Annotated in this window: 21 protein-coding genes and 1 pseudogene; 18 read left to right on the top strand and 4 right to left on the bottom strand. The window is 36.9% G+C overall.

Annotated elements, in window-relative coordinates; translation table 11 throughout:
- Positions 1 to 18: 18 nt before the first annotated feature.
- From ORL93_RS07685 to ORL93_RS07650, 8 genes are all read left to right on the top strand, one after another.
- Positions 19 to 243 (top strand): hypothetical protein, encoded by a 225-nt coding sequence (locus tag ORL93_RS07685; RefSeq protein ID WP_097969008.1) that lies wholly within the window; start codon positions 19 to 21, stop codon positions 241 to 243.
- A 99-nt stretch (positions 244 to 342) separates the two neighbouring features.
- The gene (gene dxs, locus ORL93_RS07680; RefSeq protein ID WP_097794393.1) at positions 343 to 2,235 is read left to right on the top strand and encodes a 1-deoxy-D-xylulose-5-phosphate synthase; all 1,893 of its coding nucleotides are present in this window, start codon (positions 343 to 345) and stop codon (positions 2,233 to 2,235) included.
- Between the two features lie 3 nt (positions 2,236 to 2,238).
- Positions 2,239 to 3,078 (top strand): TlyA family RNA methyltransferase, encoded by an 840-nt coding sequence (locus ORL93_RS07675; RefSeq protein WP_006095949.1) that lies wholly within the window; start codon positions 2,239 to 2,241, stop codon positions 3,076 to 3,078.
- 142 nt (positions 3,079 to 3,220) lie between these two features.
- Positions 3,221 to 3,670 carry an arginine repressor ArgR gene (gene argR, locus ORL93_RS07670; protein ID WP_001032579.1) on the top strand — a complete coding sequence of 150 codons (450 nt, stop codon included), beginning with the start codon at positions 3,221 to 3,223 and terminating at the stop codon, positions 3,668 to 3,670.
- A 272-nt stretch (positions 3,671 to 3,942) separates the two neighbouring features.
- Positions 3,943 to 5,682, top strand: a complete 1,740-nt coding sequence (gene recN, locus ORL93_RS07665) for a DNA repair protein RecN (RefSeq protein ID WP_097794392.1) — start codon at positions 3,943 to 3,945, stop codon at positions 5,680 to 5,682.
- Positions 5,683 to 5,800: 118 nt separating this feature from the next.
- A complete protein-coding gene (gene spoIVB, locus ORL93_RS07660) occupies positions 5,801 to 7,102 on the top strand; it encodes a SpoIVB peptidase (protein ID WP_003208450.1) in 1,302 nt (433 codons plus the stop codon).
- Between the two features lie 286 nt (positions 7,103 to 7,388).
- On the top strand, positions 7,389 to 8,183 hold the full coding sequence (gene spo0A / locus ORL93_RS07655; protein ID WP_003208448.1) for a sporulation transcription factor Spo0A: 795 nt from the start codon (positions 7,389 to 7,391) through the stop codon (positions 8,181 to 8,183).
- Between the two features lie 164 nt (positions 8,184 to 8,347).
- Positions 8,348 to 8,542, top strand: a complete 195-nt coding sequence (locus ORL93_RS07650) for an integrase (RefSeq protein WP_097794391.1) — start codon at positions 8,348 to 8,350, stop codon at positions 8,540 to 8,542.
- Positions 8,543 to 8,721: 179 nt separating this feature from the next.
- Here ORL93_RS07650 and ORL93_RS07645 read toward each other — a convergent pair.
- From ORL93_RS07645 to ORL93_RS07635, 3 genes and pseudogenes are all read right to left on the bottom strand, one after another.
- Positions 8,722 to 8,989: pseudogene (locus ORL93_RS07645) on the bottom strand (Phr family secreted Rap phosphatase inhibitor).
- Positions 8,989 to 10,086 carry a response regulator aspartate phosphatase gene (locus tag ORL93_RS07640; protein WP_265958836.1) on the bottom strand — a complete coding sequence of 366 codons (1,098 nt, stop codon included), beginning with the start codon at positions 10,084 to 10,086 and terminating at the stop codon, positions 8,989 to 8,991. The pseudogene ORL93_RS07645 and the gene ORL93_RS07640 overlap by 1 nt, the downstream one beginning before the upstream one ends.
- Positions 10,087 to 10,447: 361 nt before the next feature.
- Positions 10,448 to 10,594, bottom strand: coding sequence for a YycC family protein (locus ORL93_RS07635; RefSeq protein WP_003200201.1), 147 nt, complete (start codon positions 10,592 to 10,594; stop codon positions 10,448 to 10,450).
- Positions 10,595 to 10,644: 50 nt separating this feature from the next.
- Here ORL93_RS07635 and ORL93_RS07630 point away from each other — a divergent pair, with 50 nt between their 5' ends.
- Complete coding sequence (locus ORL93_RS07630) at positions 10,645 to 11,373, top strand: glycerophosphodiester phosphodiesterase (protein ID WP_006095952.1); 729 nt, start codon at positions 10,645 to 10,647, stop codon at positions 11,371 to 11,373.
- A gap of 36 nt (positions 11,374 to 11,409) precedes the next feature.
- On the opposite strand, the gene ORL93_RS07625 is transcribed toward ORL93_RS07630, so the two are convergent.
- On the bottom strand, positions 11,410 to 11,643 hold the full coding sequence (locus ORL93_RS07625; RefSeq protein WP_003200204.1) for a DUF2627 domain-containing protein: 234 nt from the start codon (positions 11,641 to 11,643) through the stop codon (positions 11,410 to 11,412).
- Positions 11,644 to 11,781: 138 nt separating this feature from the next.
- Between ORL93_RS07625 and ORL93_RS07620 the strand changes: the two genes are divergently transcribed.
- The 9 genes from ORL93_RS07620 (at position 11,782) to ORL93_RS07580 (ending at position 23,582) form a co-directional block, all read left to right on the top strand.
- Positions 11,782 to 13,854, top strand: a complete 2,073-nt coding sequence (locus tag ORL93_RS07620; protein WP_018780789.1) for a sigma-54 interaction domain-containing protein — start codon at positions 11,782 to 11,784, stop codon at positions 13,852 to 13,854.
- Positions 13,855 to 14,049: 195 nt separating this feature from the next.
- Complete coding sequence (yqiS, locus tag ORL93_RS07615; protein ID WP_018780790.1) at positions 14,050 to 14,949, top strand: phosphate butyryltransferase; 900 nt, start codon at positions 14,050 to 14,052, stop codon at positions 14,947 to 14,949.
- Between the two features lie 34 nt (positions 14,950 to 14,983).
- The gene (locus tag ORL93_RS07610; RefSeq protein WP_018766146.1) at positions 14,984 to 16,084 is read left to right on the top strand and encodes a leucine dehydrogenase; all 1,101 of its coding nucleotides are present in this window, start codon (positions 14,984 to 14,986) and stop codon (positions 16,082 to 16,084) included.
- 87 nt (positions 16,085 to 16,171) lie between these two features.
- Positions 16,172 to 17,275 (top strand): butyrate kinase, encoded by a 1,104-nt coding sequence (gene buk / locus ORL93_RS07605; RefSeq protein WP_018780791.1) that lies wholly within the window; start codon positions 16,172 to 16,174, stop codon positions 17,273 to 17,275.
- Between the two features lie 4 nt (positions 17,276 to 17,279).
- Positions 17,280 to 18,701: a dihydrolipoyl dehydrogenase gene (gene lpdA / locus ORL93_RS07600; protein ID WP_003200196.1), complete on the top strand. Its 1,422-nt coding sequence runs from the start codon at positions 17,280 to 17,282 to the stop codon at positions 18,699 to 18,701.
- A gap of 26 nt (positions 18,702 to 18,727) precedes the next feature.
- On the top strand, positions 18,728 to 19,729 hold the full coding sequence (gene bfmBAA / locus ORL93_RS07595; protein WP_018766143.1) for a 3-methyl-2-oxobutanoate dehydrogenase subunit alpha: 1,002 nt from the start codon (positions 18,728 to 18,730) through the stop codon (positions 19,727 to 19,729).
- A 13-nt stretch (positions 19,730 to 19,742) separates the two neighbouring features.
- Complete coding sequence (gene bfmBAB / locus ORL93_RS07590; RefSeq protein ID WP_003200187.1) at positions 19,743 to 20,726, top strand: 3-methyl-2-oxobutanoate dehydrogenase subunit beta; 984 nt, start codon at positions 19,743 to 19,745, stop codon at positions 20,724 to 20,726.
- Between the two features lie 15 nt (positions 20,727 to 20,741).
- Positions 20,742 to 22,058, top strand: coding sequence for a dihydrolipoamide acetyltransferase family protein (locus ORL93_RS07585; protein WP_003208433.1), 1,317 nt, complete (start codon positions 20,742 to 20,744; stop codon positions 22,056 to 22,058).
- Positions 22,059 to 22,403: 345 nt separating this feature from the next.
- Positions 22,404 to 23,582: an FtsW/RodA/SpoVE family cell cycle protein gene (locus ORL93_RS07580; RefSeq protein ID WP_018780792.1), complete on the top strand. Its 1,179-nt coding sequence runs from the start codon at positions 22,404 to 22,406 to the stop codon at positions 23,580 to 23,582.
- Positions 23,583 to 23,670 lie beyond the last annotated feature (88 nt).

Genomic DNA, 23,670 nt, shown 5'->3' with positions numbered 1-23,670 from the left:
TAAGAACGTTTTCATTTGTTGAGTCATTTATTATTTTGTGGTATAAATGTAGAAAAAGGTTTTTCTTTTCTTGTTATTGGCAAAAATATATCTAGATTACGTTGCCGTTATCACTTTGTGTTAGCGGCTCTTTTTTCATCGGATAGAGGAGCTATGATTCATGTAGGCTTCTTACTTGAAAGGGATACTTCGTTTTCTAAGAATGTAGAGAAAGATGACGAATTGTCTGTTCAAGCAGGATAGAAAATAGGAATGATATTGAAGAATTTCTTGTGTTGTGCAAATGTTTTTTTGTAATATTTGCCATATTGACAGATTATGAAACGAAAGTGAGTGATCCATGTGGATCTAACGCAAATTCAAAACCCTAGTTTTTTGAAAGATATGTCTATCAGCGAACTAGAGGCATTGAGTGAGGATATTCGGAAGTTTTTAATTGAAGAGCTCTCTCAAACAGGTGGACATATTGCTCCTAACTTAGGTGTAGTAGAACTCACAATTGCTCTGCATAAATTATTTGACAGTCCAAAAGATAAATTTTTATGGGATGTAGGACATCAATCCTATGTGCATAAGATTTTAACAGGGCGTGCAAAAGAGTTTGGCACATTAAGACAATATAAAGGTCTATGTGGTTTCCCAAAACGTTGCGAGAGTGAGCATGATGTATGGGAAACAGGTCATAGTTCGACTTCATTATCTGCTGCAATGGGAATGGCTTTAGCACGTGATTTAAAGAAAACGAAAGAGTGTATTATACCAATTATTGGGGATGGTGCTTTGACTGGTGGAATGGCTTTAGAAGCATTAAACCATATCGGGCATGAAAAAACAGATATGATTGTTATCTTAAATGATAATGAAATGTCAATTGCTCCAAATGTTGGAGCTCTTCATAACGTTCTTGGTCGCCTGCGTACAGCTGGAAAATATCAATGGGTGAAGGATGAACTAGAGTATTTACTCAAGAAAATTCCAGCAGTTGGCGGGAAAGTTGCAGCAACCGCAGAAAAAGTAAAAGATAGTTTAAAATATTTACTTGTATCAGGTGTCTTCTTTGAAGAGTTAGGGTTTACATATTTAGGTCCTGTTGATGGGCATAGTTATGAAAACTTATTTGAAACGCTTCAATATGCAAAGAAAACAAAAGGCCCGGTACTTGTTCATGTGATTACGAAAAAAGGAAAAGGCTATAAACCAGCAGAGAGCGATGTGATTGGAACTTGGCATGGAACAGGACCATATAAAATCGAATCTGGTGATTTTGTAAAGCCAAAAGAAGTTGCACCGGCGTGGAGTGCGGTTGTAAGTGAGACAGTTCGTAAGCTTGCAAGAACTGATGAGCGTATCGTTGCGATTACACCAGCAATGCCAGTTGGTTCTAAGCTTGAAAAGTTTCATCAAGAATTTCCAGATCGTATGATTGATGTGGGAATTGCTGAGCAACATGCCACAACGATGGCCGCTGGGATGGCAACGCAAGGAATGAAGCCGTTCTTAGCGATTTATTCAACATTCTTACAACGTGCATATGACCAAGTTGTTCATGATATATGCCGTCAAAATTTAAATGTCTTCATTGGAATTGACCGTGCTGGATTGGTTGGAGCAGATGGTGAAACACATCAAGGTGTATTTGATATCGCGTTTTTACGCCACTTGCCAAATATGGTGCTCATGATGCCGAAAGATGAAAATGAAGGGCAGCATTTAGTATATACGGCAATGCAATATGAAGATGGTCCAATTGCTCTGCGTTATGCGCGCGGAAATGGACTTGGAGTTAAAATGGATGAAGAACTCAAAGCTATTCCAATTGGTACATGGGAAACCTTAAAAGAAGGTACGCAAGCAGCAATCTTGACATTTGGTACAACGATTCCGATGGCGCTGGAAGCGGCGGAGCGTCTCGAAACAGCTGGAGTTTCAGTGAAAGTCGTGAATGCTCGTTTTATTAAGCCGATGGATGAATCATATTTACATGAACTCCTAGGTAAGAATATGCCGATTTTAACAATTGAAGAAGCTTGTTTAATCGGTGGATTTGGTACAGGTGTAGTAGAATTTGCTACTGAGCATGGGTATCATAGTGCTTTAATCGAACGAATGGGAATTCCAGATCATTTCATTGAACACGGTAGTGTTACAAAGTTGTTAGAAGAAATTGGTTTAACGACAGATGCTGTTGTGGACCGCATTCATACAATGATTCCATCAAAACAAAAAAGGGCGTAACAAATGAGTGTAAAAAAAGAAAGAGTAGATGTACTATTAGTAGAACGAGGACTTATAGAAACGCGTGAAAAGGCAAAACGCGCTGTTATGGCGGGTCTTGTATATGCAAATGAAATGAGACTCGATAAACCAGGGGAAAAAATTCCACAAGATACACCGATTACGGTAAAAGGACAAGTTATGCCATATGTGAGCCGTGGCGGTTATAAGTTAGAGAAGGCATTAGAGACTTTTCATCTTGATTTACAAGATAAAATTATGTTAGATATTGGTTCATCAACTGGTGGCTTTACAGATTGTGCGCTGCAAAATGGTGCGAAGTTATCTTACGCTTTAGATGTAGGGTACAATCAACTTGCTTGGAAGCTTCGTCAAGATGAGCGCGTTGTTGTTATGGAACGGACGAATTTTCGTTATGTAACACCGACTGATTTAGAGCGTGGCTTGCCGCAGTTTGCTAGCATTGATGTTTCGTTTATATCGTTAAAATTAATTCTTCCAGTCTTAAAAACAATATTGACTCCAAATGGTGATGTTGCGGCTTTAATTAAACCACAATTTGAAGCTGGAAGAGAGCAGGTCGGGAAGAAGGGCATCGTTCGTGATCGTAAAGTTCATGAAGCTGTCGTAGAAATGATTGTTGATTTCGCAATAAAAGAAGGGTATGATGTTGAAAACTTAACATTTTCTCCAATTACAGGTGGGGACGGAAATATTGAGTTTTTAGTTCATTTAAAGTGGCATGGTGAACGTGAGATTGGTGAAAAGCATTCTCTGGTTTCTGTAGAGCAAGTTGTAACAGAAGCTCATGAGGTCTTAAAACAAAAAGGGAAAGAGGAATAACGGTTGTTGTTCCTCTTTTTGTTGGAATTGTATAATGATTGTAAAAACAATTATGTACAAGTAAACGATTATAAGTTAACATAAATAAGTGAAGTATACCAATGTTTAAACTATGGTAAGAGATAGTGTGAGGTGCAAATGTATGAATAAGGGTCAGCGCCATATTAAAATCAGAGAAATTATCGCGAATAAAGAAATTGAAACGCAAGATGAACTAGTTGATATTTTACGTAATGAAGGCTTTAATGTAACGCAAGCAACTGTATCGCGTGACATTAAAGAGTTGCACTTAGTAAAAGTGCCATTGCATGATGGTCGCTATAAATATAGCTTACCAGCAGATCAACGATTTAACCCGTTGCAAAAATTAAAACGTAATCTAGTCGATTCGTTTGTAAAGTTAGACACAGCAGGACATATGCTTGTGTTAAAAACATTACCTGGTAACGCGCACGCGCTTGGAGCACTTATTGATCATTTAGAATGGGATGAGATTATTGGAACCATTTGTGGTGATGATACTTGCTTAATTATTTGCCGTACGCCTGAGGATACAGGTGTTGTATCAGATCGTTTCTTAAATATGTTGTAACAAAAGAATCTTGTTTACTCTTTTGCTAAAAGCAGAAAGTAAACAAGATATTTTTTATTCTAGGAAAAATAGATGAATGTGAAGTGAAATATGGTGTTTTTCTAGAATGAAGTTAGGAAATCGATGGATTGACCCGTAAAACGAATGTTTGGTACAATGGAGCGGGCTAGAAGAGTAATTTATACATACAATATATATGATAAACGCAGAGTGAAAAGCGCTTAGCGAAAGCCCTTTTTAGGGGATTAGTTTATAACGAGGTGAATGGGGCATTGTTATCGGAATTATCGATTAGAAACTTTGCTATTATTGAGTCATTAAATATTTCTTTTCAAAAAGGTTTAACAGTTTTAAGTGGTGAAACAGGTGCCGGAAAATCAATTATTATTGATGCAATCAGCTTACTTGTTGGTGGCCGCGGTTCAGCAGAATTTGTTAGATATGGAACAGAAAAAGCTGAAATTGAAGGTTTATTTTATATAGAGGATGATAAACATCCATGTATTACGAAAGCTGAAGAGCTGGACATTGAAATTGAAGATGGGATGATCATTTTAAAACGTGACATCGCTGCGAATGGAAAAAGTGTATGTCGTGTAAATGGTAAACTTGTTACATTGAGTATATTAAAAGAAATTGGGAAAACACTTGTTGATATTCATGGACAACATGAAACGCAAGATTTGATGAATGAGGAACGCCATTTGTTTATGCTCGATCATTTTGATGGGGATCGTATCGTGAACCAATTAGAAATATATCAGGGCGTATACGGTAAGTATGAGCAGTTAAAAAAACAACTGAAATCCTTAACAGAGAATGAACAGCAGATGGCACATCGCTTAGATTTAATTCAATTCCAGCACGAAGAAATTCGTAAAGCGGATTTGAAAGTCGATGAAGAAAATGAATTGACGGAAGAGAGATTAAAAATCTCTAATTTCGAAAAGATTTATAAAGCGCTTGGTGATGCATACCGTTCGTTAAGCGAAGATGGTAGTGGACTTGATCATGTGCGAAATGCGATGGGACAAATGGAGAGTATTACACACCTAGATGAGGCGTATCAAGAGAACCATGATTCGATTGCAAATAGCTACTACTTATTAGAAGAGGTTGCCTATCAGCTCCGTGAAAGATTAGATATAATGGAATATGACCCGAATCGTTTAGATGAAATTGAAACGCGTTTAAATGAAATTCGTATGCTAAAGAGAAAGTATGGAAATACTGTAGAAGAGATTTTAGCGTATGCTGATAAAATAGAGCAAGAAATTTTTACAATCGAAAATAAAGATGTACATATTGAAACGACGAAAAAGAAATTAAAAGAATTAGAAAGTGTAATTTTGAAGGAAGCAACAATATTGAGCAATATGCGTCATCAACTTGCAGATCGTCTTACGAACGCAATCCACCAAGAATTAAAAGAATTGTATATGGAAAAAACGAAATTTGAAGTGAGGATTAAGAAAAGAGAAGGAAGCCATGATGATCCATTTCTAGAAGGGACACCAGTGAAACTTACGGCAGATGGATACGATCATGTGGAATTTTATATTTCAACAAATCCAGGTGAACCATTAAAACAACTTTCAAAAGTAGCTTCTGGTGGAGAGTTATCTCGTATTATTTTAGCTCTGAAAAGTATCTTTTCTAAGCATCAAGGTGTTGCATCGGTCATTTTTGATGAAGTAGATACGGGAGTGAGTGGCCGAGTGGCACAAGCGATTGCGGAAAAAATTTATCGTGTATCTGTAAACTCACAAGTACTATGTATTACGCACTTACCTCAAGTAGCATCAATGGCGGATTCACATTTATTTATCCGTAAACAAGTTGCGAATGATCGGACGATTACATCAGTTACTGTATTAAGTACAGAGGATAAGGTAACGGAGATTGCTCGAATGATTTCTGGCGTGGAAATTACCGATTTAACGACGGAACATGCGAAAGAGTTACTTACGCAAGCACATCGTTTTAAACAGACAGCAGAGGCTATCCAATAATGGATAGCTTTTTTGCTCAAATGACGATTTCTTGATTCTTCCGGTTATAAACAAAGCGTTGCAAGGAGAAATTAAAAGATGAAGTCGTTAGGCTGAATGTGGGGTAGGAGCGAGGAGAGTGAATGAATTGAAATTAGAGCAATTCCGAAAAATAATAGGTCTTTGCCTCCTTGTTTCATTAATTTTTATTGGATGTTTTAAACCGCTTCGTACGTTTATTTCATCCCCGAAGCAACTCGTTATTTTTGAGGGTCAACAATCCGAAATAGCATCATTTCCAGTTTTCCAGGCTTCATCGACAAATCATCATGTTTTTACAGTGAGTTCAAATAAAGAACAGAAATCTGGACTTGTAGTAAATTCGCATCAAAATGGTGAAGCGGATATGGTTTTTCAACTTGCTGGATTTCCAGTAAAAAAGGTAAATGTGAAAGTATTAAAAGATTTTAAAGTGATTCCAGGTGGGCAATCAATTGGAGTGAAATTGAATACAAAAGGTGTACTTGTTGTTGGACATCATTTAATTCAAACAGAGAGAGGGAAAGTATCGCCTGGAGAAGTGGCTGGTGTACAAGTTGGGGATATGATTACCGAAATTAATGGAAAAACAATTGAAAGAATGAGCGATGTGGCACCTTTTATTCATGATAGCGGAAAAACAGGTGAACCGCTTAACCTCGTCTTATTACGAGATGGTAAGTATATTCATACGAAACTAACACCAGAAAAAGATAATGGTGAATCGTCTTATCGGATTGGCTTATATATTCGTGATTCAGCTGCTGGTATTGGAACGATGACTTTTGTTCATCCGGATTCGATGAAATATGGAGCGCTTGGTCATGTTATTTCTGATAATGATACGAAAAAACCAATTCAAGTAGAAGATGGACAGATTGTTCGTTCGACAGTTACTTCTATCGAACGTGGTAGTCATGGAAATCCAGGAGAAAAATTAGCAAGATTTTCACCGGATCGTGAAGTGATTGGTAATATTACAACAAATAGTCCTTTTGGTATTTTTGGTAAATTAAATACAGGTATAAAAAATGGCATAATGGATGAAGCAATGCCGATTGCATTATCTCATCAAGTGAAAGAAGGGCCAGCGAAAATATTAACAGTTATCGATCAAGATAAAGTAGAGGCATTTGATATTGAAATCGTAAGCACGGTACCACAAAAGTTCCCAGCTACAAAAGGAATGGTTGTAAAAGTTACAGACAAACGTTTATTGGCTAAAACAGGTGGTATTGTTCAAGGGATGAGTGGTAGTCCGATTGTTCAAAATGGAAAAATGATTGGTGCTGTTACACATGTATTTGTGAATGACCCAACTTCAGGGTATGGTGTCCATATTGAATGGATGTTACATGAAGCTGGAATTAATATTTATGAGCAAGAGAAAAAAGCAAGCTGATTAATATCAGCTTGCTTTTTTCTTGAGAAATTCGTTGAAATTTTGTAAAAGTTCCGCAAGAGCTGTTTTTTGTTGTAAAATAAAAGAAAAGAGTGAACGTTTCGTTGTAAACCTATGATGGAATGTGTAAAGAAAGAAAATAAATGAACGATAAACATATTTTTTTGTGATTTTATCGGAAATTAAGAAACTTTAAAAGGGAAATTTCACACAATTGTCGAACAATTCATGTAGCCTAGAAGCTTACACATGTCGGGAGAATCGATTCGGTAAGGGAGGAAAAGCTGTGGAGAAAATTAAAGTGTGTCTTGTGGATGATAATAAGGAACTAGTATCAATGCTAGAAAGTTATGTTGCTGCTCAAGATGATATGGAAGTAATCGGAATTGCTTATAATGGTCAAGAGTGTTTGAATTTACTGAAGGAGAAACAACCTGATGTACTTGTTTTAGATATTATTATGCCACATTTAGATGGTTTAGCGGTGCTGGAAAAAATGCGTCATATTGAACGACTAAGACAGCCGAATGTGATTATGTTAACGGCATTTGGACAAGAAGATGTGACGAAAAAAGCAGTTGATTTAGGTGCTTCTTATTTCATTTTAAAGCCATTTGATATGGAAAATTTAACGGGTCATATTCGTCAAGTAAGCGGTAAAACGAATACTACAATTAAACGTCCACTACCATCTTTCCGATCTGCAACAACAGTAGATGGAAAACCGAAGAATCTAGATGCGAGTATTACAAGCATTATTCACGAAATTGGTGTACCAGCTCATATTAAAGGATATATGTATTTGCGAGAGGCAATTTCTATGGTATATAACGATATCGAGCTTCTTGGTTCTATTACGAAAGTCTTATACCCGGATATTGCGAAAAAATATAATACGACAGCAAGCCGTGTGGAACGCGCAATCCGTCATGCGATTGAAGTAGCGTGGAGTCGTGGGAATATTGATTCAATCTCGTCCTTATTTGGTTATACTGTATCGATGTCAAAAGCAAAACCTACGAATTCCGAATTCATCGCAATGGTTGCAGATAAGTTGAGGCTTGAACATAAGGCTTCGTAAGTGTTGTTGTATCAAGATGTTAAGTGTATTTCATAACAAAATTTAATAGCCGATGAATTACGTATGTAAGCAATAAAGTACGTAGATAATTGGCGGTTAATTTAAAAACCTTCTATTTATTGGATTGAAATTTTTATTCTAATAGCTAGGAGGTTTTTTGTTGTATGAACAACTTTCAGATGAATGTTGAAAACTTTTTACTTCATTGTAATGCAAAGTATCTAAGTAGGAAAATAATTCGGTCATATGACCAAACGTTGAAGTTATTTGCTTCATATTTAGAAAGAGAATTAAAGATTACGGATGTTGATAAGGTAAAACCTCTTCATATTCGGACGTATATTAAATATTTAAAATAATTATTTCTGCAATGGTAGGGATGTGCGAGAGTAGAGGCGTTAATGTTTCCGATATTATGATAGATGCCCAAGAAGTATTTCAAGAAGCCGCGATTTAATTCGTGGTTTTTATTTTTACAATAAAAAAGAACGCCTAGTGCGAGGGTTTTGGCGTTCCTTTTCTTTATTTGATAATTTGATTACAAATCCGCGTGAGTATCTTGTGCTACAATACCACCGTGGTCTCCAATACTTGCACCAGTGTTTCCATCAGCTAAGCCCCAAGGAAGGTTGTCCATGGTCATAAGCAGGTGCGGGTGTATCACCTATGTTTAATGCTAAATCAGGTCTTTGAGGTGCAGGTGTGTCACCTTTGTTCAATGACGAAAATCCTGGGTTGTTGCTAACACCAAAAGTCATAATTCCAGCTAATGCTAATCCTGTTATTGTTAATCCAATCTTTTTCATTACTTTAATACCCCTTTAGCTAATAATTTTTTTCTCGCTTCATTACTCATGTAGAAATATTTGCTTGATTTTAAATGGTTTTCCTCAGCATAAAATTTATTTGCTAGTCGTTCGGTGTATTCCTCAATACAATCCCATAGTTCTTCTTTCCTAAAGTATGAAAATCTTGCCAATATAGCAGTTTCTAATTCTAGAGTATCGGATGACTTGTTTGATTTTTCTAAAATCTTAAAGCGATATTGATACTCTTTGTTTTCTAACTCGTTACAGATATTTAAGCCTTTTTCGATTAATTGAGATGCGATTTCCGTTTCACCTAATTTTATATTTTCATCAGCTTGTAAATATAAAGCTTTAAAATGGTTTGGCATATTTTCCGTAACTTCTGATAAGTGACGAATTGCTAAAGATGAAAGATTTTGATTCGCATACATTAATCCGATGTTATTTCTAACACGTAGTAGTAATGTTTTTTCATTATTCTTGTTTAGGCTATCTATAGCAGTGTTAAAGCTTTCTTCGGCTTGTTCAAATTGTCTTAAATCTATACAAGATAGCCCGAAAATGTTATCACATAAAGCTACATTGATTTCGTAGCCCAGATGTTTAGAAAATATATCTTTTGCCATTCGTATGTGGTCAATTGCTAAAAGTGGTTTGTAAACTTGATAATAGAACGAAGCCAAACGATAATTAAACTCCGCTTCCTCTAATTCGTTGGATACAACATACATTAATAGCTTTTCTGCTTTTTCAAAATGTTCTCTCGCTTCATTGTAGTCTGCAAGAATTGTGCTGTGAACTGCTTTGAAGAAGTGGTAATAATAAGAAAGAAAGCTGTTATTAGGTATTTTAAAGGAATTAATTTTATCGAAGCTATCTTTTGTGATGTTAAGTCCATCTGTTAATACTTTATATCTAAAATCTAGTAACGAATAATATAATGATAAATGTTCATCTTCCTTGATATTGGAAAGTCTATCTTCTACTTCTTGTTTTAACTTTGTTGCCTGTATATTTTGTTGTGACAACATAGATTGATACCAGTCATTTAGCAACTTTGTAACCTGTTCATTCCCCTTCATTTGAACGTTCATGAAATCCCTTATCATTTTTTGAATATTCTTATAAATGATAGCAAGAATAAGATGTAAAGAAATTAAATTTACATATTTCTCAATATTTGTGTAACAATTTTATGTTCAATTAGATAACTGACCATATTCATTCTACCTGTTTAGTAAATTCAAATATTTGGCACAGTAAAATTTTCTTATAAAATACTGTATAAAGAAGGAAGGTCAATAAATTTTGAGGTGGGGGTCTTACTGCCCGCGAATAGTGGGATAAATATATTTCTGAAGTTTATGTAAGAATCTGCTTATGATATTATGATATATATATGGGTGGAAATATGGTGAATAGAGAAAATAAACAGTCCTGCAAAACAGGACTGGATTATTCTTCATCTTTATTTTGTTTTTCTAGCTCAACTAACTTTTGAACTAAAATGTGCTGCGGCATATGCATAATTTGCTCAAGTGGAACACCTAGAGCTTTTGATAAACGAATTGCAGTATCCGGAGAAATTTGTAATGGTTTCATAGAAGTACCTCCTTTTTCGTATAGTATAGCATAAGATTGGGGGAGTGAGGATGACTCTTATATTCGCGCACCGCGGTGCGGCGGGGGCGTATCCAGAAAATACAATGATTTCATTTAAAGCTGCGGAATCGTTTCAGGCAGACGGGATAGAATTAGATGTTCAATTTACGAAGGATAAAAAAGTTGTTGTGATTCATGATGAAACTGTCAATCGTACAACGAATGGAAAAGGTGCCGTTCGTAATTACTTATATGAAGATTTGCGAAAATTGGATGCGAGTCACCAGTTTTCGGAAAAGGTAGGTTTTTGCAAAATTCCTTTATTAGAAGAAGTGCTAGAATGGCTAAAATCGAATTGTTTGTTGCTCAATATTGAATTTAAAAATAATAAAATTCCATATTGTGGTTTAGAAGAAGAAGTTATAACACTTATACGAAAGTTTGGCCTAGAAGATCGAGTTATTTTTTCTTCTTTTAATCATTACAGTATGAAAAGATGTCATATGATGGCTCCGGATATTCAAACGGCCATTTTGTATCGAGAAGGTTTACATAGCCCGTGGGCGTATGCGCGAAAAATGGGGGCTACTGCGATTCATCCGAACTATCGTTATCTTCAGGATGCAATAGCTGAATTAACAATGGAGAGCGGAGTTGAAGTGCGGCCTTATACAATTAATGATGAAACGGTTATGCGTAAGTATTTTGATATGAACATATCGGCGATTATTACTGATTATCCAGAAGCAGCGAGAGTGTTATTACAAGCGAAAAAATGAGACCTTTCATTAGAAGGGTCTCATTTTTATGTTCTTTTATCTTCTGAAACGAGCTTGTACTTTGTTTCGTTTACGATCACGATGTACAACAAAGCCTCCAAAGATATAAAAACCGATTGCAAAGCAGAATACACCTATTAAAAATTGTAACCATAATACAGGGATTGGAGATAAAAGAATACCAAATACAGTATCTCTCATCAATTTTATACCTAGCACTGCTAATGAGATGGGGATGAGTGCTAATAGAAGAGCAAGGTAACGCTGCATAGATAACGCTCCTTTTCAGATAATTTTGTATATATCAAATGATGTTATATAGAAAGGGGATTTGTCAAGTGATTGCTGAACGAGTAAGATAAAGGTGTGAAAAATTTTGCAGAGATACTTCGAGAGGAAGTGGGATGTGTGAAACAAAAAGTATTAATTATTGGAGCGGGCGAAGGTGGAAGTACGATTCTTGGTTTGCTGCAAAATTCGAATATATTTAAAGTCGTTGGCGTTATCGATATAAATCCGAATGCAAAAGGATTACAGATTGCGCAAGAACAAGGTATTGCAGTTGGAGAAAATTTAGATTCTTTTCTTACAGTGGATGTGGATGTAATTTTTGATATGAGTGGTGATTACCATTTACATAAGGTTCTATTCGCAAAAAAGCAAGAAAATACACTCCTTATACCAGGGGATGTTGCGAAGATCGTTACGAAGTTGGCACATGAGAAAGAGAATTTAATTGAAAAACTGAAAGGCCAAACGCAGCAAGGAAATTTGATTTTAAATTCTACTCATGATGGAATGATTGTCATTGATTCAGAAGGTTATGTGAAATTATTTAACAAAAGTGCAGAACGTATAACGGGTTATAAAGCGAAAGAAGCGACTGGGAAATATATTTTAGAAGTAATTCCGACTAGTAAGTTACTTCGTATTATACGAACGAAACAAATAGAAGTAAATCATGAATTGACGTTAGGAAATGAAAAGAAGATTATTACAACGCGTATTCCTATTTTAAAAGAAGATGGAGAGGTGCAAGGGGCATTTGCAATTTTTAAAGATATTACAGAAGTTGTAGATTTAGCGGAAGAAGTTACAGATTTAAAAGAAATTCAAACCTTATTGGAAGCGATTATTTATTCATCTGAGGAAGCGATTTCTGTTGTAGATGAGAAAGGAAGAGGTCTTGTCATCAACCCTGCTTATACAAAGTTAACAGGCCTTACAGAGGATGACATAATTGGAAAACCTGCAACGACTGATATTGTAGAGGGGGAAAGTATGCATATGAAAGTACTTCGGACGCGTAGGGCGGTACGAGGGATTCATATGAAAATTGGTCAGAAAAAACGAGATGTCATTGTAAATGTCGCACCGGTTATTGTTGATGGTATATTGAAAGGTAGCGTTGGTGTTATTCGTGACGTATCCGAAATTCAAAAATTAACGCATGAATTAAACCGGGCAAGACAAATTATTCGGACGCTAGAAGCGAAATATTCTTTTGAGGATATTGTAGGAACGTCTGATGAAACGATGGCTGCAATAGAGCAAGCAAAGCTGGGAGCAAACACACCAGCAACCGTATTACTTCGCGGGGAGTCAGGGACTGGTAAAGAGTTATTTGCGCACGCTATTCATAACGGGAGTAATCGGAAATACAATAAGTTTGTTCGTGTAAACTGTGCTGCTATCTCGGAAACTTTATTGGAAAGTGAATTATTTGGTTACGAAGAAGGAGCTTTTTCTGGTGCGAAAAGAGGTGGTAAAAGAGGTTTCTTTGAAGAAGCAAATAATGGGAGTGTTTTTTTAGATGAGATTGGGGAACTGTCTGCGAATACGCAAGCGAAATTATTGCGCGTTTTGCAGGAAAAAGAAATTGTAAAAGTTGGAGGAACAAAACCAATTCCTATTAATGTTCGGGTGATTGCAGCGACGCATGTAAATTTAGAAAAAGCAATTTTGGAAGGTGAATTCAGAGAAGATTTATATTATCGCCTAAATAAAATTCCAATTCAAATTCCGTCTCTTCGTCAGCGAAAGGCAGATATTCCAGCTATATCAGAACGATTGATTCAAAAAATTAATCAAGATTATGGCCGGAATGTAGAAGGGTTAACAGAATCGGCTATTGAATATTTGCGATCGTATGATTGGCCGGGGAATGTCAGGGAGCTTGAGAATATTTTGGGACGGGCGATTATTTTTATGAACTATAATGAGATGTATATTGATGTACATCATTTGCCTTCTTTGCATAAGGAAGACCAAGTGGAATTAAAAGGAAATAATTTATTGCCGGAATTAGAAGAAAAGCCCCTTGAACATTTGGTTACGGAGTTTGAAGGGAACATCATACATGAATATTTAGAGAAGTTTGGTGGGAATAAAACAAAGACAGCGAAAGTGTTAGGAATCTCAGTTCGAAATTTATATTACAAGTTAGAAAAGTATGACCATGCAAAAAATAGCATGCAATAAATTGCGCACCATGCAATTTATTGCATGGTACGCAAAAAACAACAATTTAAGACAGGATATTATGTAATTTTCCAAAGTACTGATTTCACTGTATTTTGTATGCGTTTTCATAATTGGTATGACCAATTTGAAAAGTTGGCACGATATTTGCTTATTAAATAGACGAGGGACGACGGAAAGGGTTGATTACAAGATATGAAGTTAAAACACTTAATTGATCAAGCAGCAGGGCAGCCTAAAAAAACTGTGGCTGTAGCAGTGGCTGAAGATCATGAAGTAATTGAAGCAGTTGCTAAGGCAATTCAATTACAGTTAGCTCAATTTCGTCTATATGGAAATCAAGAAAAAATTATGGGTATGCTACAAGAGCATGACTTACAAGTTTCAGAACACGTTCAAGTGATTGCGGCATCATCAAGTGCTGAGGCCGCGGAACTTTCTGTTAAAGCTGTAAGAAATGGTGAAGCAGACGTACTTATGAAGGGGAACATCCCAACAGCAAGTATTTTAAAAGCAGTATTAAATAAAGAGTGGGGACTTCGCAAGGGTAGTGTGTTATCACATGTTGCAGCGTTTGAAGTTCCAAATTACGATCGCTTTATCTTTGTTACAGATGCAGCGATGAACATTGCACCTGATGTAGGGCAAAAAGCTGCTATTATACAAAATACTGTTGAAGTTGCCCGGGCAATAGGAATCGAATTGCCAAAAGTGGCTCCAATTGCAGCGGTGGAAGTTATTAATCCAGCGATGCAGGCGACAATCGATGCAGCGATGTTAACCCAAATGAATCGTCGTGGACAAATTAAAGATTGTATCGTTGATGGACCGCTTGCTTTAGATAATGCTGTATCACAAATTGCAGCAGAGCACAAAGGCATAGTAAGTGATGTAGCAGGTAAGGCAGACATTTTACTCGTCCCAACGATTGAAGCTGGAAACGTGCTATATAAATCGCTTGTCTATTTTGCAAATGCAAATGTAGGAGCGATGATTGCTGGCGCAAAAGCACCGATTGTTTTAACATCTCGTGCAGATTCAGCAGAAACAAAAGTATATTCATTAGCTTTAGCAGTTGCGACTGCTTCTAAATAAACCAAAAGGGTAAAACAATTAGGGGGAAATGACAATGACATTAGAAATCTTCGAATACTTAGAAAAATATGATTATGAGCAAGTAGTATTTTGTCAAGATAAAGAATCTGGATTAAAAGCAATCATTGCAATTCATGATACAACACTTGGACCAGCCCTTGGTGGAACAAGAATGTGGACATATGATTCTGAAGAAGCGGCGATTGAAGATGCATTGCGTCTTGCAAAAGGGATGACATATAAAAACGCAGCAGCTGGTTTAAACCTAGGTGGTGCAAAAACAGTTATCATTGGCGATCCACGTAAAGATAAAAGTGAAGCAATGTTCCGTGCATTAGGACGTTACATCCAAGGTTTAAACGGGCGTTATATTACTGCAGAAGATGTTGGTACAACTGTTGATGATATGGATATTATCCACGAAGAAACTGATTTTGTGACAGGTATTTCACCTTCATTCGGTTCTTCTGGTAACCCATCTCCAGTAACTGCTTATGGTGTTTACCGCGGTATGAAAGCAGCAGCGAAAGAGGCATTTGGTACAGACAGCCTAGAAGGTAAAGTAATTGCTGTTCAAGGTGTTGGTAACGTAGCATATCACCTATGCAAACATTTACACGCTGAAGGTGCACAACTAATCGTTACAGATATTAATAAAGAAGCGGTACAACGTGCAGTAGAAGAATTTGGTGCAACAGCAGTTGAACCAAATGAAATTTACGGTGTAGAATGTGACATTTATGCACCATGCGCATTAGGTGCGACAGTAAATGACGAAACAATTCCACAACTTAAAGCAAAAGTAATTGCAGGTTCTGCAAATAACCAATTAAAAGAAGATCGTCACGGTGACGCAATCCATGAAATGGGAATTGTATACGCACCAGACTATGTAATTAATGCAGGCGGTGTAATTAACGTAGCAGATGAATTATATGGATACAATAGAGAACGTGCATTAAAACGTGTAGAGTCTATTTATGACACAATTGCAAAAGTAATTGAGATTTCAAAACGTGATGGTGTACCAACTTATGTTGCAGCAGATCGTCTAGCTGAAGAGCGTATTGCAAGCTTGAAAAATACTCGTAGCACGTTCTTACGCAACGGCCATGACATTATTAGCCGTCGCTAATCTATCATATACAACTTCTACAAAAGCTGTGGTTACCTCTTACGAGGTTTCCACTTCCTTTTGAATTTATAGGTGGAGGTAGCAACATTGTCCTTAAATCGAATCCTTGTTATTAATCCGGGTAGTACATCCACAAAAATAGGTGTTTTTGATAATGAAAGACCCGTTTTAGAAGAAACCATTCGTCATGATGTGGATAAAATCGGTAAATATAAACGAATTATTGATCAATATGAATTTCGAAAAGAAACAATTTTAGAGGTTTTACATTCTCACGGTATTAATATTTCGAAATTAAACGCTGTTTGCGGCCGCGGGGGATTACTTCGTCCCATTGAAGGTGGTACGTATACAGTGAACGAAGCAATGTTAGAAGATTTGAAAAATGGATATAGCGGTCATCACGCTTCAAATCTTGGAGGTATTTTGGCGTATGAAATCGCTTCAGGATTAAATATTCCAGCATTTATTGTCGATCCAGTTGTTGTTGATGAAATGGATCCAATTGCTCGTATTAGTGGTATTTCTGGCATGGAGCGAAAAAGTATTTTTCATGCGTTAAACCAAAAAGCTGTGGCGCGTAAAGTTGCAGAGGAACTTGGTCGTAAATATGAAGATTTAAACCTATTAATTGCGCACATGGGTGGCGGGATAACGGTTGGTGCTCATAAGCAAGGAAAAGTTATTGATGTAAATAATGGTTTGAATGGTGAAGGTCCATTTAGTCCAGAACGTGCTGGAACAGTGCCGGTTGGACAGTTAATAGAAATGTGTTTCTCAGGTGAGTATTACCGCGATGAAATGATGAAAAAGATTGTTGGACAAGGCGGATTAGTAAGCCTTATTGGTACAAACGATGCAATTAAAGTTGAGAACATGGTTGAGAAAGGTGATCCTGAGGCAACACTTATTTATAAAGCGATGGCATATCAAGTTGCAAAAGAAATCGGCGGAGCCAGCGCGGTTCTTCATGGGAAAATAGATGCAATCGTTTTAACAGGAGGACTCGCATATAGCAAAATTCTTGTTGATGAGATCAAGGAGCGCGTTCATTGGATTGCTGATGTGATTGTGCATCCAGGTGAAGATGAATTACAAGCATTAGCAGAAGGGGCACTTCGTGTATTACGTGAGGAAGAAGCTTCAAAAGAGTATGTTGTACGAGAAAAAGAAACGGTAGCTAGGGGTTGAGATAATGGCAAAAGAATATGATTTAGTCATCGTTGGCGGCGGTACTGGCGGATATGTTGCTGCTATTCGTGCATCACAATTAGGGCTAAAAACAGCACTTGTTGAAAAAGATAATCTTGGTGGCACTTGTTTACACAAAGGTTGTATTCCTAGTAAAGCATTGCTGCGCAGTGCTGAAGTATATGCAACGGCGAAAAAGAGTGAAGAGTTTGGCGTTGTAACGAGCAATGTAGAGTTGAACTTTGCTAAAGTGCAAGAGCGTAAAGAAAAGATTGTAACGCAGCTTCATAAAGGCGTTCAGCATTTAATGAAGCAAGGTAAAATTGATGTGTTTGAAGGTATCGGCCGCATTCTTGGACCTTCTATCTTCTCTCCAATGCCGGGAACAATTTCGGTTGAATTTGCAAGTGGAGAAGAGAATGAAATGTTGATTCCTAAAAATGTGCTTATTGCAACAGGTTCTCGTCCAAACTCTTTACCAGGGTTAGAACTAGATGGAGAATACGTAATGTCATCGGATCATGCCCTAAAAATGGAAACGCTTCCGGAATCAATTATCATTGTTGGTGGTGGCGTAATTGGAATTGAATGGGCATCTATGCTTGCTGATTTCGGTGTTGAAGTTACCGTATTAGAATATGCAAAACATGTCTTACCGCTTGAAGATCAAGATGTTTCGAAAGAAATGCAACGTCTCTTGAAGAAAAAGGGAATTAAAGTGGTAACAGGTGCAAAAGTATTACCAGAAACATTGGTAAAAGATAATGGAGTAGCAATTCAAGCCGAACACAATGGTGAAAATAAAGAATTCAAGGCAGAAAAAATGCTTGTATCTGTAGGAAGACAAGCCAATACGCAAAATATCGGCTTAGAGAATACAGATATCATTGTGGAAAAAGGATACATTCAAACAAATGAGTTTTATCAAACGAAAGAATCACATATTTATGCAATTGGTGATGTAATTGGCGGTTTACAACTTGCACACGTTGCTTCTCATGAAGGTATTGTTGCTGTAGAACATATTGCTGATAAAGAAGTTATGCCAATCGATTACTCTATGGTATCGAAATGTGTATACAGTAGTCCAGAAGTAGCTTCTGTTGGTTTAACAGAACAGGAAGCAAAAGAAAAAGGCTATAAGTTAAAAGTAGGTAAGTTCTCATTCCGTGCAATCGGAAAAGCACTTGTATATGGAGAATCAGATGGTTTTGTGAAACTTGTAGTTGATGAAGAAACAAATGATATTCTCGGTGTTCATATGATTGGCCCACATGTAACGGATATGATTTCTGAAGCGGGTCTTGCAAGAGTACTTGATGCAACACCTTGGGAAGTTGCACATACAATTCATCCGCATCCATCATTATCAGAAGCAATTGGTGAAGCTGCATTAGCAGTAGATGGAAAAGCGTTACACGCATAAAAATGTGGATTTAGGAGGTTATGAAAATGGCAGAAGTAAAAGAAAAGCGCCATGAAGAGCTTGGCTTAAGTGATGAGCAAGTAGTAGAAATGTATCGTACGATGTTGCTTGCACGTAAAATTGACGAACGTATGTGGCTGTTAAACCGTGCAGGGAAAATTCCATTCGTAATTTCTTGTCAAGGACAGGAAGCTGCACAAGTAGGCGCAGCATTTGCACTTGATCGTGAAAAAGATTATGCATTACCATACTACCGTGATATGGGTGTAGTACTAGCGTTTGGTATGACAGCAAAAGAGCTTATGTTGTCTGGCTTTGCAAAAGCAGGAGATCCAAACTCTGGTGGCCGTCAAATGCCTGGTCACTTCGGTCAGAAGAAAAACCGTATTGTGACAGGTTCATCACCAGTTACAACACAAGTGCCTCATGCAGTAGGCATTGCACTAGCAGGGAAGATGGAAAAGAAAGATTTAGTAACGTTTGTTACCTTCGGTGAAGGCTCTTCTAACCAAGGTGACTTCCACGAAGGTGCTAACTTTGCTGGCGTACACAAATTGCCTGTTATTTTCATGTGTGAGAATAACAAATATGCAATTTCTATCCCTGTTGAAAAGCAATTAGCATGTAAAAATGTATCAGATCGTGCAATTGGTTACGGTATGCCAGGATACACAGTGGACGGAAATGACCCGCTTGCAGTATATAAAGCTGTAAAAGAAGCAGCGGATCGTGGCCGCCGCGGCGAAGGTCCAACTTTAATTGAAACAGTATCATATCGTTTAACAGCACACTCTAGTGATGACGATGATCGTGTATATCGTGATAAAGAAGAAGTAGAAGAAGCGAAGAAAAAAGATTCTATCTTTACATTTGCTGCTTACTTAAAAGAGGTTGGCGTGTTAACAGAGGAATCTGAAAAACAAATGTTAGATGAAATTATGCATATCGTAAACGAAGCAACAGAATATGCAGAAAATGCTCCGTATGCAGCACCTGAAGATGCATTGAAGCACGTATACGCAGAATAGGGGGGAACGTTTCATGGCTGTAATGTCTTATATTGACGCGATTACATTAGCAATGCGCGAGGAAATGGAACGCGATGAGAAAGTATTTGTATTAGGAGAAGACGTTGGTAAAAAAGGTGGCGTATTTAAAGCGACAAATGGATTATATGATCAATTTGGTGAAGATCGTGCGCTTGATACACCGCTTGCAGAGTCTGCAATTGCAGGGGTAGCAATCGGGGCAGCGATGTACGGAATGCGTCCAATTGCTGAAATGCAATTCGCTGATTTTATTATGCCAGCAGTAAACCAAATTGTTTCTGAGGCAGCAAAAATTCGTTACCGTTCTAATAATGACTGGACTTGTCCGATCACTGTGCGTGCACCATTTGGTGGCGGCGTTCACGGTGCATTGTATCACTCACAGTCTGTAGAAGCAATGTTTGCAAACCAACCAGGTTTAAAAATTGTTATTCCTTCTACACCATATGATGCAAAAGGATTATTAAAAGCGGCAATTCGTGATGAAGATCCAGTACTATTCTTTGAACATAAACGTGCATATCGTTTAATTAAAGGCGAAGTACCAGAAGATGATTATGTATTACCAATCGGAAAAGCAGATGTAAAACGTGAAGGTGATGATATTACTGTCATCACATATGGATTATGTGTTCACTTTGCTCTTCAAGCTGCTGAAAAATTAGCGAAAGATGGCATTTCTGCTCACATTCTTGATTTACGTACTGTATATCCATTAGATAAAGAAGCGATTATTGAAGCAGCTTCTAAAACAGGTAAAGTTCTTCTTGTAACGGAAGATAACAAAGAAGGAAGCATTATAAGTGAAGTAGCAGCAATTATTGCAGAAAATTGCTTATTTGACCTTGATGCACCAATTGCACGTCTTGCAGGTCCAGACGTTCCAGCAATGCCATATGCACCAACAATGGAAAAATTCTTTATGGTAAATCCAGATAAAGTGGAAAAAGCAATGCGTGAACTTGCGGAATTTTAATCGGGGGGACTATACATGGCTGTAGAAAATATCACAATGCCTCAGCTTGGGGAAAGTGTAACGGAAGGTACAATTAGTAAATGGCTCGTAAATGTTGGCGATCACGTAAATAAATATGATCCGCTTGCAGAAGTAATGACAGATAAAGTAAACGCAGAAGTACCATCTTCTTTCACAGGAATTGTGAAGGAGTTAGTCGCTGCTGAAGGTGATACACTTGCTGTAGGTGAAGTCGTTTGTGTGATCCAAGTAGAGGGCGCGGATGAGGTAGCTGCGACAGCTGTAGAAGAGAAAACAAAAGAGGAACCAAAAACAGAAGTGGCTTCAGCTGAAAAAGCACCAAAAGTGAAGCAACCAACTGATGGCAAACCTCGTTTCTCACCAGCTGTATTAAAACTTGCAGGTGAGCATAATATTGATTTAGATGCAGTAGAAGGTACGGGTGCAAATGGTCGTATTACACGTAAAGATATTCTGAAGCTTGTGGAATCTGGAAACATTCCGGTAGTTGGTGCGAAGAAAGAAGCAGCACCTGTATCTATGCAGGCATCACAAGAAGCACCAAAAGTGACTGCACCATCAGCTCCAAAAACAGAAGCGGCAAAACCTGTATCTGTACCGACAGTACCTGGCGATATTGAGATTCCGGTAACAGGTGTACGTAAAGCAATTGCTGCGAACATGCTGCGTAGTAAACACGAAGCACCTCACGCTTGGATGATGATTGAAGTAGATGTAACAAATCTTGTATCATACCGTAATTCAATTAAAGGCGAATTTAAAAAGCGTGAAGGCTTCAACTTAACATTCTTTGCATTTTTCGTTAAAGCAGTTGCACAAGCATTGAAAGAATACCCACAAATTAACTCAATGTGGGCTGGTGACAAGATTGTTCAAAAGAAAGATATTAACCTTTCTATCGCTGTTGCAACAGAAGATGAATTATTTGTACCAGTTATTAAACAAGCAGATGAGAAAACAATTAAAGGTATTGCTCGTGAAATTACTGAACTTGCAGGAAAAGTTCGTACAAAATCATTGAAAGCAGACGAAATGCAAGGCGGTACATTTACAATTAATAACACAGGATCATTTGGTTCTGTTCAATCTATGGGTATTATTAACCATCCACAAGCTGCTATTTTACAAGTAGAATCTATTGTAAAGCGTCCAGTTATTATGGATAATGGTATGTTCGGTGCACGCGACATGGTTAACCTATGTTTATCCCTTGATCATCGTGTACTGGATGGCTTAATTTGTGGTAAATTCTTAGGACGTGTAAAAGAAATTCTTGAAAATGTATCAGAGAATAATACGTCTGTATATTAATAAAAAGCTCGCGTCTGCGAGCTTTTTACTTTAGAAAAAATATATTTCTTCACTTTTTATCCCACAATAAAAAATGCCTTCCATTAATGTGACAATGAATAATAATGTATTATGAATTTACGAAAATACATTGCTGATATCCAGTATATAGATATACAATAAGAAAAGAATATTTTTTTGGAAAATCTTACTGATGAAACTGTAGTATAATGTATTGTATTGTTTAAAAAAGAAAGTTATTCTATATAAGTATTTTATAGATTAATGTGCAATCAGTCGTCAAAATATAAAGAATGTTGACTCCTGGTTTTTTATTTTGCCTTAACAATGTTTCAGGAGGATGTCATGAAGAGAAGTACCGAATTTCTAAAAAGTTTAGATGTAAAATTAATTTTAATTTTGTGTATATTATGCGTCACGAGTATAGCTGCCATATATAGCAGTCAACAAACAGGACAATATGGAAATTCAAATTTTGCAATGAAACAAGGGATTAACTATGTAATCGGTATTGTTTTATTACTACTTGTTGCAAGTATTGATTTAGATCAACTGCAAAAATTAGCGTGGCCATTTTATATTGTTGGGTTTGCTTCGATTATTATACTTAAGATTTCACCATTTAAAGCTTTAACCCCTGAAATATTAGGGGCAAAAAGATGGTTTAAAGTCCCAGTTCTTGGGGCGATCCAGCCATCAGAGTTTTTCAAAATTGCGTTGCTTATTTTAGTTGCTAGTTTAGCAGTCAAGCATAATGAAAAATATATGGTACGGACTTTTCAAACGGATTTAAGATTAATAGGTAAAATTATTTTAGTATCGATTCCACCTGCTCTACTTGTATATAGTCAGCCTGATACAGGGATGGTTTTCCTATATGCTGCAGGGATTGCATGTATTTTGTTTATGTCAGGTATTCAAAAGAAATTAATTGCAATATGTACAGTTATTCCACTGACCATATTGTCCACGTTAGTATTTATATTTTTGAAATACCCAGATATTTTTTTCAACAAATTGGTTACTTTACTAAAGCCGCATCAACAGTCACGAATTTTGGGTTGGCTGGATCCATTTGAGCACGTGGATCAAGGTTATCAAACACAACAATCGATTTTAGCGGTTGGTAGTGGAGGAATGGATGGAAAAGGATTTGGATATGGAAGTGTATATATTCCTGAAAAGCATACCGATTTCATTTTTGCTACAATTGCTGAAGAAGGTGGATTTTTAATTGCAGCTTTTGTTGTATTTATGTTCCTGCTTCTTTTATATCGAACAATTATAATTGGGTATTCAGCAGATAATTTGTTCGGTACATTATTATGTGCTGGAGTAATTGGTGTTTTAACATTACAAATTTTCCAAAACGTTGGTATGATTGTTGGATTAATGCCGGTAAAAGGAATTGCGCTTCCGTTTTTATCATATGGAGGAAGTTCCTTATTCTCGAATATGATGATGATGGGGCTCGTCTTATCGGTGCGGAAAACATACAAAAAGTATATGTTTTCAGTTAGTTAATTTTTATGTAAAAAGGCTGATTCGTTTTCATGCGAATCGGTCTTTTTTGTATAGATGATCTTAATCATCACAAACTAAAGGGAGTGTG

The organism is Bacillus sp. DHT2, from assembly GCF_026241455.1.
In the GTDB taxonomy this organism is placed as follows: Bacteria; Bacillota; Bacilli; order Bacillales; family Bacillaceae_G; genus Bacillus_A; species Bacillus_A pseudomycoides.
The sequence above is the reverse complement of the archived record's forward strand: the minus strand, read 5'-3'. Positions and strand labels throughout refer to the sequence as shown.

Bases quoted from the DNA above. Each gene is read 5' to 3' on its own strand.
- bfmBAB (WP_003200187.1), top strand. From the start codon at position 19,743: ATGGCTGTAATGTCTTATATTGACGCGATTACATTAGCAATGCGCGAG.
- yqiS (WP_018780790.1), top strand. From the start codon at position 14,050: ATGAAGTTAAAACACTTAATTGATCAAGCAGCAGGGCAGCCTAAAAAA.
- ORL93_RS07610 (WP_018766146.1), top strand. From the start codon at position 14,984: ATGACATTAGAAATCTTCGAATACTTAGAAAAATATGATTATGAGCAA.
- ORL93_RS07625 (WP_003200204.1), bottom strand. From the start codon at position 11,643: ATGCAGCGTTACCTTGCTCTTCTATTAGCACTCATCCCCATCTCATTA.
- ORL93_RS07630 (WP_006095952.1), top strand. From the start codon at position 10,645: ATGACTCTTATATTCGCGCACCGCGGTGCGGCGGGGGCGTATCCAGAA.
- ORL93_RS07640 (WP_265958836.1), bottom strand. From the start codon at position 10,086: ATGAACGTTCAAATGAAGGGGAATGAACAGGTTACAAAGTTGCTAAAT.
- argR (WP_001032579.1), top strand. From the start codon at position 3,221: ATGAATAAGGGTCAGCGCCATATTAAAATCAGAGAAATTATCGCGAAT.
- ORL93_RS07675 (WP_006095949.1), top strand. From the start codon at position 2,239: ATGAGTGTAAAAAAAGAAAGAGTAGATGTACTATTAGTAGAACGAGGA.
- bfmBAA (WP_018766143.1), top strand. From the start codon at position 18,728: ATGGCAGAAGTAAAAGAAAAGCGCCATGAAGAGCTTGGCTTAAGTGAT.
- ORL93_RS07650 (WP_097794391.1), top strand. From the start codon at position 8,348: ATGAACAACTTTCAGATGAATGTTGAAAACTTTTTACTTCATTGTAAT.
- ORL93_RS07585 (WP_003208433.1), top strand. From the start codon at position 20,742: ATGGCTGTAGAAAATATCACAATGCCTCAGCTTGGGGAAAGTGTAACG.
- ORL93_RS07635 (WP_003200201.1), bottom strand. From the start codon at position 10,594: ATGAAACCATTACAAATTTCTCCGGATACTGCAATTCGTTTATCAAAA.
- ORL93_RS07580 (WP_018780792.1), top strand. From the start codon at position 22,404: ATGAAGAGAAGTACCGAATTTCTAAAAAGTTTAGATGTAAAATTAATT.
- lpdA (WP_003200196.1), top strand. From the start codon at position 17,280: ATGGCAAAAGAATATGATTTAGTCATCGTTGGCGGCGGTACTGGCGGA.